Genomic DNA, 14,980 nt, shown 5'->3' with positions numbered 1-14,980 from the left:
ATGTTCGGAAGCTCATGCGCTTCCGGAAGCTCATGCGCGTCCGGAAGTTCATACGTGTTCGGAAGGAAAAATCATGTCCCTGGCCCTTCGCTATGCCCGCTACGGCGATCCCGACGTGCTCACTCTTGACGAGATCCCCATCCCCGAGCCCGGGCCGGGGGAGGTGCGGGTCGCGGTGCGTGCCGCCGGGGTCAACGGCATCGACTGGAAACTCCGCCGTGGATTCCTCGATCGGGGCCAACTCGCGGGAGGCCCCGCCGGCACCGGCGTCGAGTTCGCCGGGATCGTCGATGCGCTCGGAGCCGACGTCCAGGACTGGAGCGTGGGTCAGGCAGTCTTCGGCCATGCCTCCTCCGGCGCCGCCGCCACCCATGTGACGACCGCCTCCGAGAGTCTCCTGGCCAAACCCGACTGGCTCTCCTTCGAGCAGGCCGCCTCGCTGCCGGTGGCCGCCGAGACGGCCTATCGCTGCCTGCGGCAGCTTGACGTGAAAGAGGGCCAGACCCTGCTGGTTCACGCGGTCGCCGGGGGCGTCGGGCTGGTCGCCGCGCAGCTGGCCCGCGCCTGGGGAGCGGAAGTGGTCGGTACGGCGAGCCCGGTTCACCACGCCTTCCTGCGTGAGCTGGGTGTCCGGCCCGTCACCTATGGAGACGGCCTGGCCGAGCGGGTGCGCGACGCCGCCCCCGAAGGTGTCGCCGCGGTCCTCGACGGCTCCGGCCGCGACGTGCTCGCCATGTCCGTCGAGCTGACCGGCGACGCGGAGAGGGTCGTCACCATCGCCGACGGGCGCGCCGCCGAGTATGGGGTGCGCTTCTCGACCGGCGCTGACAGGGCGCCCCTGTCCGAGGTCTTCGCCGAGGTCTTCCCGTTGATGGAGTGGGGCGCGCTGCGCATGCCGATCGAAAGGACCTTCCCGCTGGAGCGGGCCGCCGACGCCTACCGCCTCAGCGAGGAAGGCCACCTCCGCGGCAAGATCGTGATCGTGGTCGAGTGACAGGACCGCGGTCAGCCGAAGAGCAGGTCGGTGAGCTTCTTTGTTGCTCCGGCGAGGACCCTGACCGATTGGTATTTGGCGGAGGGCGTCTGATGCCGGGACGCCGGCGGCTCTCCGCCTGCGCGTTCAGTCGCGATCATCCGTTGCGGAGGTCGGTGGCGGCTTGACGGAGTCGGGACACGGCGAACCCGGGGAGGACGCTGGGTGGGCGACCGGATGTCCTCGGCGAGGTTGAGGTCGGGGGCGTAGGCCGGTGGTGTGTTCATGATGAACGCGCCCAGCCGACCATCCGTTCCACCGAAGGCACACTTGACGCATCTACCTCAGATTGGCTGGGAGGGGATGATGCCTTTCTCCTCCTGGATCGAGTTCCCGCCGTCGACCACGAAGACCTGGCCGGTGATGTAGCTCGCTTCCGGCGACGAGAGAAAGGCCACCAGGCCTGCTACCTCCTCGGGGGTGCCCGGCCGGCCCACCGGTGTGGCCGCGCCCATCATCAGCTCTCGCTCGGGGGAGGAGCTTGTCACGATCCACCCGGGGGCCACCGCGTTGACGGTCACGCCCCGGTCGGCCACCTCGATCGCCACGCCGCGGGTGAGGCCGATCATTCCAGCCTTGGCCGCGTGGTACGCGCTGTCGCCGGGGTAGGCGAGGAGCGGGCCGGAGACCGAGGCCATATTGACGATCCGGCCGTAGCCGCCGGCGAGCATGGGCTCCAGAGCCGCCCGGGTCATGAAGAACGCGGTGTCCAGGTTCCGGGCGATTGACCCTCTCCACTGGTCGTCGGAGAGCTGACCGATGTCGGCCGAGACGTCGGGGTCGCTCACCGAGGTCATGCCCGCGTTGTTGACCAGTACGTCCAGCCGGCCGTACCGCGTGCCGGCGAGGCGGACCAGCTCCCCGGCCGCGCGGGGGTCGGTGAGGTCCGCGGCGAGGCCCACCGCGTCGGCGCCCTGCTCCCGCAGCTCGGCGACGCGTTCCTGAATGCGCTCCGTGGTGGAGGTCAGCACCACGCGCACCCCGTCCGCGGCGAGCCGCCGCGCGCAGGCGAAGCCGATGCCGTCGGCGCTGCCCGCGCCGGTGACGACGGCGACCCGCCCGGTCTGTGCCGTGAAGGCGTTCATCGGCCCACCAGCTCCTTGACCGCGTCACGGATACTCAGCTCCGCGGCTCCGAATGCCGGTCGCGAGGCCGGGTTACGTGCCGTGAACTGCTCCTGCTCGTGTTCCATGACCGCCTGAAATCGGCTGCGGTTGATCATCGTGTCCCCTCTTTTTCCTGGTCAGCGTTCCGGCGCTTGTACGTCCGACCGGCAAGTCCGTGATACCGCAAGCACCAGAAGGAGTCAGCACCGACCCGACATCGCGCATTCAATCTCAGCAGGTCACTGTGTGACGGGCGGCATTCAGGGGTCGCCGAGCCGAAGCGTCAGGTTCCGGGCCGGGCGCTGCCGGCCCGCCCGGGTGGTTGAGTACTCAATGCGCGTTCCACTGATCCCGCTCCAGTCCGCGACGGCTCATGCCCCACGGGGATCACACGCGGGCACGGTGGGGGACTGCGCCGGGCTGAAGGATTTTGGCCGGCAGATCGTCAGTCGTGGTGAAAGTCGAACTCGCCCGCGCGGGCGCCGGCGAGGAAGGCCTCCCACTCAGCGCGGGTGTAGTGAATCGTCGGGCCGTCGGGGGCCTTGCTGTGTCGCACGGCGACGCGTTCGGTGCCGTCGTTCACAAGGCCGGCTTCGACGCAGTTGCCACCGCCATCGGCACTGAAGCTGCTGATGTGCCAGGCGATCGGTGCGTGCTCGGGGGCAGACATGACGGGTGCGGCTCCGTTCCTGCGTGCTAGTGAAGGTCCTCCGCGATTGCCGTGATCAGCTCGATGGACTTCTCGGCTGTGAGCGAATCGTGGCAAATGCGGTCGAACTTCAGCTTAAGCCTGTCGGCTGCTTCGGCCTCTGCGTATATCGCGCCCGCAGGGCTCGGTACGTAGGCGACGGCAGGGTACGGCTCGGACAGTTCGAAGATTCGGAAGGAGCCGTCGGGGCTGGCATGGGCGCCTACGGTCAGCGGCAGCACGCGGATCTCGGTGCTCGTCTGGCCTGCGGCGGCTGCGAGCTGGTCGAGCTGATATCGCGCACGTGCTCACACCGGTGAGGCACAACGAGTCGTAGCACCCGAGACGGGTCAAGCTCCCCACCTACAGGACGACAACCCGAATTGGGTAATCCTGTGGCGGATGTGGGCACGGCGATTCTGGGCCTTCCCCTGCTGGGCTGGTGACAACGCAGAAGCTGTTGAGGCGGCCAAGCTGGAAGATCTGACGGCTCTGATGCGCGAGGTGGAGACACACCACGCTGATTCTGGTCGGCGCGTCTACCCGCCGACCCGCGTGGTGAAGCGTCGGCTGATGACCTGACAAGTGCGGGGTGGGATGTGCTTTCCGGGTACACATCCTGCCCCGCGCTTGAAGGGGGAGATCGTGTAACGGCTGACCAGCCAGAAGAGATTTGCGATGATGACAGGGCAAGGGACCGGTTCACGAGGTGCGGAAGGGGTGAAGTGATGACTTACGACCCGAAACTGGCTGCGGCGCTGTCAGGTGCCACACTTCGTCAGCTCGCACACTGGCGTAAGGTCGGCGTGAGTCGTGGCGCGGTGCTAATACCGGAGATCTCCAGCACACGGCCCGTCCTTTACTCCTTTCGTGATGTGGTGGCGCTGAGGACCTGCGTCAAGCTGCGTAATGATGCTTCGTTGCAGAAGATCAGACGGGCTCTCGACACACTCCGAGGCGATCTGAAAGAACGTGACCACCTCTCGTCGTACACGCTGGTCGCCGATGGCAGCAGCATCTATCTGGCCGAGCCTGATCAGGCAGTCGACTTGGTGCGGAAGAAGGCCAACGTGGTCATCCACGAGATGGTCGACGTTCTACAGCCGTTCTACCGCGACGGCAGGCACATCCCGTCGTTGCTGCAGCCTCGCGCGCATGTGACGGTGGATCCGGCGATCCGCGGCGGGGTGCCCGTGATCAAGGGCACCCGCGTTCCCTATGACGAGGTCGCCGCGCTGCTCCGCGACGAGGTCTCCCCAGAGCGGATCTCCGACTACTACCCGAACGTCACCGCCACGGCTGCTCTGGATGCCGCCGATTTTGCCGATTACGTTGACAGCTACGATCCCCCCAAGGAGCCGCGTGAGGCTGCTGCTGGATGAGAACGTGTCCAGGCCGCTCCACCAGGCCATCGCCGCCTTCGTTCTGGGGCACGAGATCGTCCACTTGCTCGATCTCGACCGCTGGTCCGGCACCCGGGACGAGAATCTCTACCCCCGGGCGGTGACCGAGGGATTTCACGTCATCCTGACCAATGACGCCCGGCAGATGCAACGCCCACGGGAAGTCGAGGCCATTGCCGCTTCCGGGCTACATCGGATCGAATACCCGCACAAGCACCCTGGCCTGGTCGGGATCGGTCTGGCGATTGCCACAGTCGCCGCTGGGCTGCCCACCGCTCTGGCTCTTCTCGTTGGGGCGAATGGGCAACGGCTGGTGACATTGCGCGGCATCGACCCGGCTCCGGCCAGTCGGCTGCGTGTCGTTGACCCGGCTCTCGCCCCGCCCAAGTATTGGCCCGATCTTACGTAGTTCTTCGGCACGCTCTGATGCCCGCCGGCCAGACCGTTGAGCAGGCGTCGACTCGGCACTACCGGAGCTCTCGATCGGTGCTTCGCAACGGGGGAGGCAGCGCGGCCTGGTCGTTTTCCAAGAAGGTCAGGAGGTCTTCAGCGCGGGAGAAGAGGTCTTCGACGTCACGCTGGCAGGATTCTATCGACCGACCGTCCGTCGTATTCCGGGCACCGCCGAGCGCTTCTATCTGGTGTATGCCAAGGGCAAGGGGGAGCCGTACCGGCGGGTGGTGCGAGGCGCGGCGGTCGAGATCGTGCAACGCGCGATCGACCTGATCCTGCAACCGGCTGACCTGCTCGGCGTCGTCGAACGGCTTGCGGGATCGATCGTTCGCTCCGATGACGATCATGAGCCGGTGCCTTGTCGTTCGCGGTGTCTCGCCACCCCACTTGACGTGGGGCTCGAAGCGACCTAGTTTCTTATCGAGCACTACAAAACTTACCCAACCCCGCCCCGCAACTCTCGTCGCGGGGGTGCGCTCGAAGCTTGATGTAACAAGAAATGTTACGTCTTTGGTTCGAGGGTATCAACTCATCCTTTTCTGATTCGGAGCACCAGATCATGGGACAGCTTGAAGGCAAGACGGCGATCGTCACCGGTGGCACCGTCGGCATCGGCCTGGCCACCGCTCAGCGGTTCGCCGCCGAGGGCGCGCACGTGTTCGTCACCGGCCGCCGTAAGGACGCACTCGACGCCGCCGTGGCCAAGATCGGCCCCAACGCCACCGGTGTCGTCGGCGACGTCTCCGACCTGGCGGACCTCGACCGGCTGTACGAGGCCGTCGCGCAGCAGGGCCGGCGCATCGACGTGCTGTTCGCCAACGCCGGCGGCGGCGAGTTCTCCACCCTGGAGCAGGTCACCGAGCAGCATTTCGACGCGACGTTCGGCACCAACGTCAAGGGCACGCTGTTCACGGTGCAGAAGGCGCTGCCGCTGCTGAACGATGGTGCCTCGATCATCCTCGCGGGCTCCACCGCGGCCACCGTCGGCAATGAGGCGTTCGGCGTGTACGGGGCTTCCAAGGCCGCGGTGCGGTCCTTCGCCCGCACCTGGGCCGCCGAGCTCAAGGGCCGGGCGATCCGGGTCAACGCCATCGCTCCCGGCACGATCGACACTCCGGGGATCGATGGCCTGGCCCCCGACCAGGAGCAGGCTGTCCAGCTCAAGGCCTTCCTGGCCGGCAAGATCCCCCTGGGTCGCCTGGGCCGCCCCGAGGAGATCGCCGATGCCGTCCTCTTCCTCGCCGCGGACCAGAGCGTCTTCATCACCGGAACCGAGCTCTTCGTCGACGGCGGCACCAACCAGATCTGACCGCTTGCCCGGATTTCCCCGCTGCGGGGCGGGGCCGAGGGGGCGGCTTGCGGTGAACGGCCGCCGCCTCGCATCCATAACAAGAGCACCACCAGCGCAGACGGGATATATGCCATGGACTTGGGACGAACCGGAATTTGGAGCATCGAACTGCGGATGGCGGATCCGGGAGAGATCACGGATGCCGCCGCCGAGCTCGACGAACTGGGCTGGGGAGCATTGTGGATCCCCGGCCTGGGAGGCGGGGACATCCTCGGCGACTCGGAGCGGCTGCTGCGAGCCACCCGCAGCACGAAGGTCGCGATCGGGGTGCTGAGTATCTGGCGGCACCAGGCCACCGAAATGGCGGCCGGGCATACGCGGCTGCAGGACGGGTACGGCCGCCGGCTGCTCCTCGGGCTCGGCGTCAGCGACCCGGCCGCCGCGCAGAGCGCGGGACACGCCTATCGACCGCTGTCAGATATGAGCGCCTACCTGGACAAGCTCGACCAGGCCCCCCGGGTGCCCGCGGACGAACGTCTCATGGCCGCGCTCGGCCCCAAAATGACCGAGCTGGCAGGGCGGCGCACCGCGGGTGTGCATCCCTTCATGGTCACCCCGGAATACTCGGCCGCGGCCAGGGAACTGCTCGGTGACGGCCCCCTCCTCGCGCCCTACCAGGCGGTCGTGCTGGAGCGTGACCCCGGCAGGGCGCGCGCCGCAGCCCGGGACTTCCTCGGCGGGTTCCTCGCCATGGACCACTACGCCCGAAATCTGCGCCGCCAGGGCTTCACCGAGGAGGACCTGGCCGGCGGCGGTAGCGACCGGCTCATCGACGGCGTCGTGGCCTGGGGCGATGTGGAGACCATCGGCAATCGCGTCCGCGCACACCACCAGGCCGGCGCCGATCACGTCTGCCTGCATGTGGTGGGCGCCGGCTCCGGCCTGCCCCTGCCCGAATGGCGTGAACTGGCCGTGCTGACCCGCTGACGTGTCCCGGCTGCCCGAGGCATACGGCTACCCGCCATGACACCGGGGGACTGGCGTCCGCACGCGTGCCGTCGGCAGCGCACACCGATGCCGTCTGCGGTCCTCCCGACGTCCCGCGCGCCGGCTGCGCTCACGCGCGACCGCGCGTCAACGACCGTCGTGCCGACGTTTCCCGGCCCCGCAACCGACCGACAGCAAGGAAAAGCGATGGAAGGCCCCACCCGGCACCCGGGCCGAACACAGCTGCACGCACCGCGAGATCAGCAGCTGTCGGGCGGATGGCCCGCGGTCGTCTCGGTCGCGCTCGTATCGTTCGTGCTTGTCCTGTCGGAGTTCCTGCCCATCGGCCTGCTGCCCGATATCGGCGGCAGCCTTCATGTGTCCACGGGCACGACGGGGCTCCTGATCGTCGTCCCCGGCCTGGTGGCCGCGATCACCGCGCCGCTGGTGACCGTCGCCTCCGGGCGGCTTGACCGCCGGTGGGTCCTCATCGGCTTGGCCGCCCTGATCGCCGCCTCCAACACGGCGGCGGCGGTGGCCCCGAACCTCATCGTGATGGTGGCCGCGCGCGTCCTGCTCGGTCTGGGAGTCGGCGGATTCTGGGCGATGGGCATCGGAGTCGTCCCCCGGCTGGTGGCCGCCCATGCGGTCCATCGCGCCTCTTCCCTGGTCACCGCGGGCATCTCGGCCGGCACCGTCATCAGCCTGCCTCTCGGTGCCCTGATCGGGCGCCTCGCCGAATGGCGGACCGCGTTCCTCCTCGCCACCGTGGCAGGCCTGCTCACCCTGACGGCACTCGTAGTGCTGCTGCCCGCCCTCCCACCGACCGGCACCGTGCGCTTCGCGACCCTGGCGGCGTCCTCACGACACCGTGCCGTCAGATTCGCCCTGCTGGCCACCGCGCTCATCTTCTTCGGCCACTTCGCCGCCTACACCTACATCACCCCCTACCTCGAGGAGCACGCACACTTCGGGTCCTCCGCCGTGACGGCCGTACTGCTCACGTACGGCGTCGCCGGGCTAGTCGGCAACTTCGTCTCGGGCGCGACCATCGGCCGCAGCCTGCGCGGGGTGTACGTCACCGCCACGGTGCTGGTGGCCGCCGCGGTCGGCCTTCTGACCCCGCTGGCCGACACGGCGCCCGCCGTCGTCGCCCTCGTCGCCCTGTGGGGCGCGGCCTTCGGCGCGGTGCCGATGGCCCTGCAGACCTGGATCGCGCGCGCCGCCCGCGACGCTCCGGAAGGCGGCCTGGCACTCCTGGTCAGCGCCTCCCAGATCGCACTCGCCGCCGGGTCCTTCCTCGGCGGTGCCGTTGTCGACGGCTACGGCGTGGGCACCTGCTTCGCGCTGGCCGCGGTGCTCGCGCTGTTCAGCGCGGCCACCCCGAACCGCCACCACCGGTGACACGCCGCACCGCCACCACCGGTGACACGCCGCACTGCCACCACCGGTGACACGCCGGCGCTGTCCTGCCGTTCTGCCCGGGCAGAACGGCAGGTGGATCACCCTCCTGGCCGTTCCGCCGGTACGGGGCCATCCAGGTCACACGGACAGCGAGGGTCATTCACCGTCCCCAATCCTGGCGGGGATTCGCCGGCCGCGATCAGGCGTCCGCCCGCGACGGCCAGACACGCATGGCGAGGTCGACGGTCTGGTGCAGTTGCTCCCGGCTCGCGCCGCCGGCCGCCTGAACGGCGATGCCCTGGTGAACGGTGGCAAAGTAGCGGGCCAGACCCTCGGGGTCGACGTCGTCCGGCAGTTCCCCCTCGATGCGGGCCTGCTCCAGCCGCGCACGCAGGAAGGTCTCGCCCATCCTTCGGCGCGTCGCCATCTCGTCGCGGGCGCCCTCCGCGGCGGGAGCGGAGGCAAGCCCACCTTGCACCGTGAGGCAGCCGGGAGGGCAGTCGGGACGCGTCGTCCCGTCAACGGCGCCGTGCAGGAGACGCTCGACGACGGCCCGCGCCGTCGGCTGCTCGAATGCTTCGCGAATGTAGCGCGCGGGGCCGTCGGTGTAGCGGTCGAGGACCTTCCGGAACAGCTCCTCCTTGTTCCCGAAGGTGCCGTAGAGACTGGGCGGATTGATGCCCATCGCCCTGGTGAGGTCTGAAATCCCGGTGCCTTCGTAGCCCTGGCGCCAGAACACCTCCACCGCCCGGTCGAGCGCCTCGTCGACATCAAAGCCGCGCGGTCGTCCTCCCGCCATGATGGCCTCCCGGTATCGACCAGAATCTATAACGCTCACTACAATACGCCATGGTCTCCGTGTCCGACGGGACAAGTCCGACGGACCTACGGCTCTCGGCAGGCGCCCGCCGACGACCTGAGAGCCCTGAGAGTAGGGCGTGCACTACCGGAAATCTCGGAGCGCACTACCGGGGATCTCAGGGGGTGCGCTACCCGGGATCCGGGTGGTGTCCTGCTGGGGGTGGCACTCGGTGGCGACCTAATGTCTCAGGCGTGATCAAAAACTCCCGTCGTGTTCTCGCGCTCTCCTGCGCCGCACTCATCGCCGTCGCCCCCCTCGCGGTGGTGACCAGCGCCACCGCCGCCACCACTGCCGCCGCTGTCACCACTGCCACTGCCACGGGGTTCACCCGGGGATCCCTGGTCAAGGCCGAGCGGTCGGCCCACCTGTCGGGCGGGCAGGTCAACGACTACCTCGGCAGCGCCGGGTTCCCGACGATCGAGGACGCCAAGGGGATCGACGTCTACAGCGTCACCTACCGGACCGTCGACGTGCAGGGCAGGCCGACCACCGCGACCGGCGCGGTCGCCCTGCCCCGCGTGCCCGCTCACAACCTGCGCGTGGTCAGCTACGCGCACGGCACGATGGCGACGAGGAAGGACGCCCCGTCGGTGGAAACCCAGAGCGACGGCAGCTACATGGCGGCCTACTTCGCCACCCACGGCTTCGCCGCGGTCGCCCCCGACTACCTCGGCCTGGGCGGCGGACCCGGCCCCCATCCCTACATGCACACCGCCACCGAAGCCGGTGCCTCACTCGACCTGCTCAAGGCCGCCCGGACGCTGGCCGGCCAGAAGCGGGTCACGCTCGACAGGCGAATCCTGGTGACCGGCTTTTCCCAGGGCGGCCACGCCGCCATGGCCCTGGGCGCGGCTCTCCAGAAGGACCAGGAGCTTGACGTGGCGGCCGTCGCGCCGGTCAGCGGTCCCTTCGACCTCGAGGACGCCGAGTTGCCCGCCGCGCTCCACGGCGGGCTCGACGACCGCTCCGCCACCTTCTACCTCGCCTACTGGCTCACCTCGATGGACCGGATCTACAACCTCTACGACGCCCCCGCGCAGGCCTTCCGCCCGCCGTACGACAAGAAGATCACCAAGCTGCTCGACGGGAGCCAGGACTTCGACACGATCGTGGCCGGTCTGCCGCCCACGGTGGAGAAACTCCTCACTCCCGGCTACCTCAAGCGGCTTGGCAAGCCCTCGGGCACGCTGCTGAAGGCGATCAGGGCGAACGACACCACCTGCCGCGACCTGCGGCCCGGCGTGCCCGTGCGGCTGTTCGCCGCGCGCGGCGACCGCGACGTGGCCATCGCCAACTCCGTGAACTGCCTGAAGGATCTGCGGGGCAAGGGCTTCGACGCGAGCCTCACCGACGTCGGGGAGGTGGACCACACCGGATCGGTCATGCGATCCATGCCGCAGGTGCTTGACTGGTTCCGGCAGGAGGCCACGACCGAGTAGTTCGGGGTTTCCTGACATCTTCCCCGCCCTGAGGGACGGGGCCTCCACGCCGCAGATACTCGGTGACGATGGCGTGCCCCGAGTCGGGTGATGACAACGATGGGGCCCCGCCGGTTGGCGCCGGCGATCCGCGTCGTCGGTGGATCCAGTCGTCACCGTTGCGCGAGGGCGCGGAAGCGCGGAGAGAAGAAAACCCTCATTTTTTGGTGACTGCCGTCAAATCGACACGGCAAATGGCGAAGGACAAGAAAAACTCCCACAGCGCGTCAACGGCGGAACGGCGACGAGGCGTGAGCAAGATTGGCCGGCCCGCGCCTCGTCAATCTCGGCGGCCCGTCAGATTCGGACGATAGCCCACAGACCTATAGAAAAAAGGCTTAAAGCGCCTGGCGAGCACCGTTGATCTACCGTACGATTGGGCCGCTTCGCCCAGAAATGCGCATTGATGACACTTAAGTCACCTTTGGTGTTTTTGGAGTTTTATTCCCTTTCGTCAAAGGAACTCCCCTTTGTTAATCCCTTCCCCCCGCGGATCGAAGCTGATGGCTTTCGCGTCCGCACTGGCGATCCTGACGGTCATCCCGCCGGCGTTCTCCACCACGTCGGCCACCACCCCCGGCGCGACGGCCGCATCGAACACCTCCGGCGCCCTTCGTGCCATCACCCTGATCACCGGTGACAGGGTCACCGTCACCACCGCCGCCGACGGCACCGAGACGAAGCAGGTCGAGGGTCCGGATGGCGGATCCATCGGGTTCAAGATCAATAAGGTCGGAAAAGACACCTACGTCTACCCCGACTCCACCCTGTCGTACGTCTCCGCAGGGCTCCTCGACAAGGACCTGTTCAACGTCACCCGGCTCCTCGCCGACGGCTACGACGACGCGCACACCGATCGTCTTCCCCTGATCGTCACCTACACCGACGCCGCCGCCGGCGCGCGCACCCAGGCGGTGCCCTCCGGGGCGGCCAGGGTCCGCGCCCTGAGCAGCATCCAGGGCGCGGCGCTGACCGAGGAGCGGAGCCGTTCGGCCGACTTCTGGTCCGCTCTCACCTCCGGCGCCGGCGCCCGCACCTCCGGCGCCGCGCCGGTCTTCACCGGCGGCATCGCCAAGATCTGGCTGGACGGCAAGGTCAAGGCCGACCTGGCCGACACCACCGCGCAGATCGGCGCCCCGCAGGTGTGGGCGGCGGGCAACACCGGCACCGGCGTGGACGTCGCCGTCCTGGACACCGGCGTCGACACCGGTCACCCGGACCTGGCCGGCCGGATCGCCGAGACGGCCAGCTTCGTCCCCGACGAGGACGTCAGCGACTATCACGGCCACGGCACCCACGTCGCCTCCACGATCGCCGGCACCGGCGCCGCCTCGGGCGGCACCGAGAAGGGCGTCGCCCCCGGCTCCGACCTGCACATCGGCAAGGTCCTCGACAACTCCGGAAGCGGTCAGGACTCCTGGATCATCGCGGGCATGGAATGGGCCGCCCGCGACCAGCACGCCAAGATCATCAGCATGAGCCTCGGAGGCGGTCCGACCGACGGCACCGACCCGATGAGCCAGGCCGTCAACACGCTCAGCGCCGAGACCGGCGCGCTCTTCACCATCGCCGCGGGTAACGCCGGACCGAACACCGTCGGTACTCCGGGCGCCGCGGACGCCGCGCTGACCGTGGGCGCCGTGGACGGCTCCAACCAGCTCGCGGACTTCTCCAGCCAGGGTCCGCGCGCGGGCGACTACGGGCTCAAGCCGGAGCTCACCGCCCCCGGCGTCGACGTGCTGGCGGCACGCTCGCAGTACGCGCCCGAGGGCGAGGGTTTCTACCAGACGCTGAGCGGCACCTCGATGGCCACCCCGCACGTCGCGGGAGCCGCCGCGCTGCTGGCCGCCGCGCACCCGGACTGGACCGGCCCGCAGCTCAAAGATGCCCTGGTCAGCTCCACCAAGGCCACCCCGGACTACAACGCCTACCAGGCCGGCAGCGGTCGCCTGGATGCCGCGGCCGCGGTGCGGAACACGGTGTTCGCGACCGGCAGCGCCTACTCCGGCTTCCACACCTGGCCGCACGAGCCCGGTGAGAAGAGCACCAAGAAGGTGACCTACACCAACACCGCCGGCACCCCGGTCACCCTCGACCTGGCGATCAACGCGCCCCAGGCACCCCAGGGTGTGTTCACCCTGTCGGCCACGCGGGTCACCGTGCCCGCGCACGGAACCGGCGAGGTCGCCCTCACGGCCAACCTGGACAAGATGCCGCTGGACAGCCACTACAGCGGCATGGTCGACGCCTCCGGAGCCGACGGCAAGGTCCTGGCCCACACCCTCATCGGGGCCGGCAAGGAGAACGAGCGCTACAACCTCACGATCACCGCCAAGGACCGCGGCGGCGAGCCGCTCTCCGGACAGCTCTTCGTGGCGGGAAAGAAGCTCTTCGAGTCGTACGGTCTCGGCGCGTCGGGCACGGGCAGCCTCCGGATGCCGGTCGGCACCTACGCGGTGTGGCTCGAGGCCGACGTGCAGGGCACCCACGGCCCGCACTCCCTGGGCGTGGCCACGCTGAGCGCTCCCGAGATCATCCTGGACCGGGATCGCGCGGTCACGCTGGACGCCTCGAAGGCCCGGCAGGTCACGGCCGTCACCCCCCAGAAGACCACGGACTCCCAGATCCGTCTGGACACCTACCGGTCCTTCGGCCCCGACGACTCCGCGGGGAGCTCCCAGCTGCCCCGGCCCGAGTACGACAGCATGTGGGCGCTGCCCACCGGCAAGAAGGTCACCAGGGGCGAGTTCCTCTTCGGCGCGCGCTGGCGCAAGGAGGAGCCCATACTGACGCTGGACGCAGACCGGCGGAGCTTCGACGACCTGCGGGTTCAGCGAGGCTCGACGCCGCTGCCCGAGGGACGGACGAAACTCGACACGGTCTTCGTCGGACAGGGCGCCGAGGCCGACTTCGCCGGGCAGCGGGTCCAGGGGAAGGTCGCCGTGGTGCGTCACAACGACGCCGTCACCGTGGAGCAGCAGGCGGCCTCGGCCGTGAAGGCCGGCGCGCGGCTGCTGCTGGTCGTCAACGACGGAATCGGCCGCCTGCAGCCCTGGACCAACCCCATCTGGGCCCCGCCGCCCCCGCCGCCCCTCACGGTGGCCACCCTCACCCATGACGAGGGCGAGGAACTGATCACTCAGATCCAGCGCGGCAGGGCCCCGCTGACCCTGGTCTTCAGCCTCACCACCGACTACCTCTACGACTTCGTCCACCACTACGACGGCGCGGTGCCCGCCGACCCGACCTACCGGCCGGAGAAGCACGACCTGGCCCGCGTCGACGTCTCCTTCCGCAACTACCAGCAGGACAGCGCGATCGAGTATCGCCGGGACGTCTGGCAGGGAGTCGCGATCAGCAGTTCCATCTCCCTTGAGTCTCCCGCCCAGGGCGAGCGCACCGACTGGGTCTCCGCGGACGCGGACATCCAGTGGCAGGAACAGGCACTGCTCCTCGGTGAACTCCAGGAGTCGGCCCCGGTGGGACGTTACAAGGCCGGCACCACCAGCGACCTTCACTGGTTCGGCCCGATCCAGCGTCCTCGCCTCGGCGTCCAGGCGGGACTGCCGACGAGGCAGGACGACACGTTCTACGTCACCGTCCTGGGCTGGGGCGACTCCGGCGGCGACCACGTGGGCGCCACCGTCAGCAACCCCGAGGTCATGAACACGCTGACGCTGTACCAGGGAGACACGCTCCTGCAGGAGAACTACTTCGACTGGATCGAGGTCGGAGGGCTCGGCTCCGAGCGCCTTCCCTACCGGCTCGTCTCGGAGAACTCCCGCGGCACCTGGGCGAACCCGTACTCCACCAGCACACGGACCGAGTGGGGTTTCACCTCGGCGGCCGGTGACCCCGGCACGGCCGCGGTCCTGCCGCTGATCCAGCTCGACTACAAGGTCGACACCGACACCGCGGGCAAGGCACGCCGCAACGCCGACCTCGCGGTCATCCCCTCCCATCTCCCCGGAGGGCCGAGCTCCAAGGCGATCAACGCCCTCACGCTCGACATCTCCTACGACGACGGCGCCACCTGGCAGAAGGCAGACCTCACCCATGCCGGTGACGGCTGGAAGACCAGACTCCACGCCTCCGCCAGAGCCACGTACGTCACCCTGCGCGTCACCGCGCACGACGGCCGGGGCAACAGCGTCACCCAGAACATCACCCGAGCCTTCGGGCTGAGGTAACCACTCTCAACCCCGTCACCGGGGCGGGGCCGCTCGGCCCCGCCCCGGTGACGGAGGCCGGGAAAAGGATCGTCCCCGCCGCTTC

13 protein-coding genes and 1 pseudogene are annotated in these 14,980 nt (G+C 68.8%); 8 read left to right on the top strand and 6 right to left on the bottom strand.

Translation table 11 applies throughout. The features are described from left to right. Window positions 1-73 precede the first annotated feature (73 nt). Entirely contained in the window at window positions 74-994 is a 921-nt protein-coding gene (locus CHC08_RS05005) for an NADP-dependent oxidoreductase (protein WP_089205952.1), read from the top strand. Window positions 995-1,317: 323 nt separating this feature from the next. Here CHC08_RS05005 and CHC08_RS05000 read toward each other — a convergent pair whose 3' ends face one another. The 4 genes and pseudogenes from CHC08_RS05000 to CHC08_RS04990 all read right to left on the bottom strand — a co-directional run. Next, a complete protein-coding gene (locus CHC08_RS05000) occupies window positions 1,318-2,118 on the bottom strand; it encodes an SDR family NAD(P)-dependent oxidoreductase (protein WP_089205951.1) in 801 nt (266 codons plus the stop codon). Beyond that, window positions 2,115-2,255, bottom strand: coding sequence for a hypothetical protein (locus CHC08_RS49305; RefSeq protein WP_179281887.1), 141 nt, complete (start codon window positions 2,253-2,255; stop codon window positions 2,115-2,117). Before CHC08_RS49305 ends, CHC08_RS05000 begins: the two co-directional genes overlap by 4 nt. Window positions 2,256-2,584: 329 nt before the next feature. After that, entirely contained in the window at window positions 2,585-2,809 is a 225-nt protein-coding gene (locus tag CHC08_RS04995; protein WP_089205950.1) for a DUF397 domain-containing protein, read from the bottom strand. 26 nt (window positions 2,810-2,835) lie between these two features. Further along, a pseudogene (locus CHC08_RS04990) lies at window positions 2,836-3,114 on the bottom strand (Scr1 family TA system antitoxin-like transcriptional regulator); the annotation flags it as partial. Window positions 3,115-3,555: 441 nt separating this feature from the next. Between CHC08_RS04990 and CHC08_RS04985 the strand changes: the two are divergent. Both CHC08_RS04985 and CHC08_RS04980 read left to right on the top strand, forming a co-directional pair. Next, window positions 3,556-4,209 (top strand): DUF433 domain-containing protein, encoded by a 654-nt coding sequence (locus CHC08_RS04985; protein WP_089206011.1) that lies wholly within the window; start codon window positions 3,556-3,558, stop codon window positions 4,207-4,209. Beyond that, on the top strand, window positions 4,190-4,639 hold the full coding sequence (locus CHC08_RS04980) for a DUF5615 family PIN-like protein (RefSeq protein ID WP_179281886.1): 450 nt from the start codon (window positions 4,190-4,192) through the stop codon (window positions 4,637-4,639). The genes CHC08_RS04985 and CHC08_RS04980 overlap by 20 nt, the downstream gene beginning before the upstream one ends. 58 nt (window positions 4,640-4,697) lie before the next feature. On the opposite strand, the gene CHC08_RS04975 is transcribed toward CHC08_RS04980, so the two are convergent. Continuing rightward, window positions 4,698-5,030, bottom strand: coding sequence for a hypothetical protein (locus CHC08_RS04975; protein WP_089205948.1), 333 nt, complete (start codon window positions 5,028-5,030; stop codon window positions 4,698-4,700). A gap of 212 nt (window positions 5,031-5,242) precedes the next feature. Between CHC08_RS04975 and CHC08_RS04970 the strand changes: the two genes are divergently transcribed. From CHC08_RS04970 to CHC08_RS04960, 3 genes are all read left to right on the top strand, one after another. After that, complete coding sequence (locus tag CHC08_RS04970; RefSeq protein ID WP_089205947.1) at window positions 5,243-5,992, top strand: glucose 1-dehydrogenase; 750 nt, start codon at window positions 5,243-5,245, stop codon at window positions 5,990-5,992. A 114-nt stretch (window positions 5,993-6,106) separates the two neighbouring features. After that, the gene (locus tag CHC08_RS04965; RefSeq protein WP_089205946.1) at window positions 6,107-6,961 is read left to right on the top strand and encodes a TIGR03620 family F420-dependent LLM class oxidoreductase; all 855 of its coding nucleotides are present in this window, start codon (window positions 6,107-6,109) and stop codon (window positions 6,959-6,961) included. 207 nt (window positions 6,962-7,168) lie between these two features. Next, window positions 7,169-8,365: an MFS transporter gene (locus tag CHC08_RS04960; RefSeq protein ID WP_089205945.1), complete on the top strand. Its 1,197-nt coding sequence runs from the start codon at window positions 7,169-7,171 to the stop codon at window positions 8,363-8,365. Between the two features lie 199 nt (window positions 8,366-8,564). On the opposite strand, the gene CHC08_RS04955 is transcribed toward CHC08_RS04960, so the two are convergent. Next, window positions 8,565-9,164, bottom strand: a complete 600-nt coding sequence (locus CHC08_RS04955; protein ID WP_089205944.1) for a TetR/AcrR family transcriptional regulator — start codon at window positions 9,162-9,164, stop codon at window positions 8,565-8,567. Between the two features lie 254 nt (window positions 9,165-9,418). Between CHC08_RS04955 and CHC08_RS04950 the strand changes: the two genes are divergently transcribed. Continuing rightward, window positions 9,419-10,666 (top strand): dienelactone hydrolase family protein, encoded by a 1,248-nt coding sequence (locus CHC08_RS04950; RefSeq protein ID WP_179281885.1) that lies wholly within the window; start codon window positions 9,419-9,421, stop codon window positions 10,664-10,666. Window positions 10,667-11,208: 542 nt separating this feature from the next. Further along, window positions 11,209-14,895: a S8 family serine peptidase gene (locus tag CHC08_RS04945; protein WP_089205942.1), complete on the top strand. Its 3,687-nt coding sequence runs from the start codon at window positions 11,209-11,211 to the stop codon at window positions 14,893-14,895. Window positions 14,896-14,980: the final 85 nt, after the last annotated feature.

The sequence above is a fragment of the Streptosporangium subroseum genome, from assembly GCF_900188345.1.
GTDB lineage: Bacteria > Actinomycetota > Actinomycetes > Streptosporangiales > Streptosporangiaceae > Streptosporangium > Streptosporangium subroseum.
This window is presented reverse-complemented; position numbering and strand designations above follow the sequence as displayed.

Coding starts and splice junctions, on each gene's coding strand:
- CHC08_RS05000 (WP_089205951.1), bottom strand. CDS start 2,118: ATGAACGCCTTCACGGCACAGACCGGGCGGGTCGCCGTCGTCACCGGC.
- CHC08_RS04985 (WP_089206011.1), top strand. CDS start 3,556: ATGACTTACGACCCGAAACTGGCTGCGGCGCTGTCAGGTGCCACACTT.
- CHC08_RS04995 (WP_089205950.1), bottom strand. CDS start 2,809: ATGTCTGCCCCCGAGCACGCACCGATCGCCTGGCACATCAGCAGCTTC.
- CHC08_RS04965 (WP_089205946.1), top strand. CDS start 6,107: ATGGACTTGGGACGAACCGGAATTTGGAGCATCGAACTGCGGATGGCG.
- CHC08_RS49305 (WP_179281887.1), bottom strand. CDS start 2,255: ATGATCAACCGCAGCCGATTTCAGGCGGTCATGGAACACGAGCAGGAG.
- CHC08_RS04970 (WP_089205947.1), top strand. CDS start 5,243: ATGGGACAGCTTGAAGGCAAGACGGCGATCGTCACCGGTGGCACCGTC.
- CHC08_RS04945 (WP_089205942.1), top strand. CDS start 11,209: ATGGCTTTCGCGTCCGCACTGGCGATCCTGACGGTCATCCCGCCGGCG.
- CHC08_RS04975 (WP_089205948.1), bottom strand. CDS start 5,030: ATGATCGTCATCGGAGCGAACGATCGATCCCGCAAGCCGTTCGACGAC.
- CHC08_RS04955 (WP_089205944.1), bottom strand. CDS start 9,164: ATGGCGGGAGGACGACCGCGCGGCTTTGATGTCGACGAGGCGCTCGAC.
- CHC08_RS05005 (WP_089205952.1), top strand. CDS start 74: ATGTCCCTGGCCCTTCGCTATGCCCGCTACGGCGATCCCGACGTGCTC.
- CHC08_RS04960 (WP_089205945.1), top strand. CDS start 7,169: ATGGAAGGCCCCACCCGGCACCCGGGCCGAACACAGCTGCACGCACCG.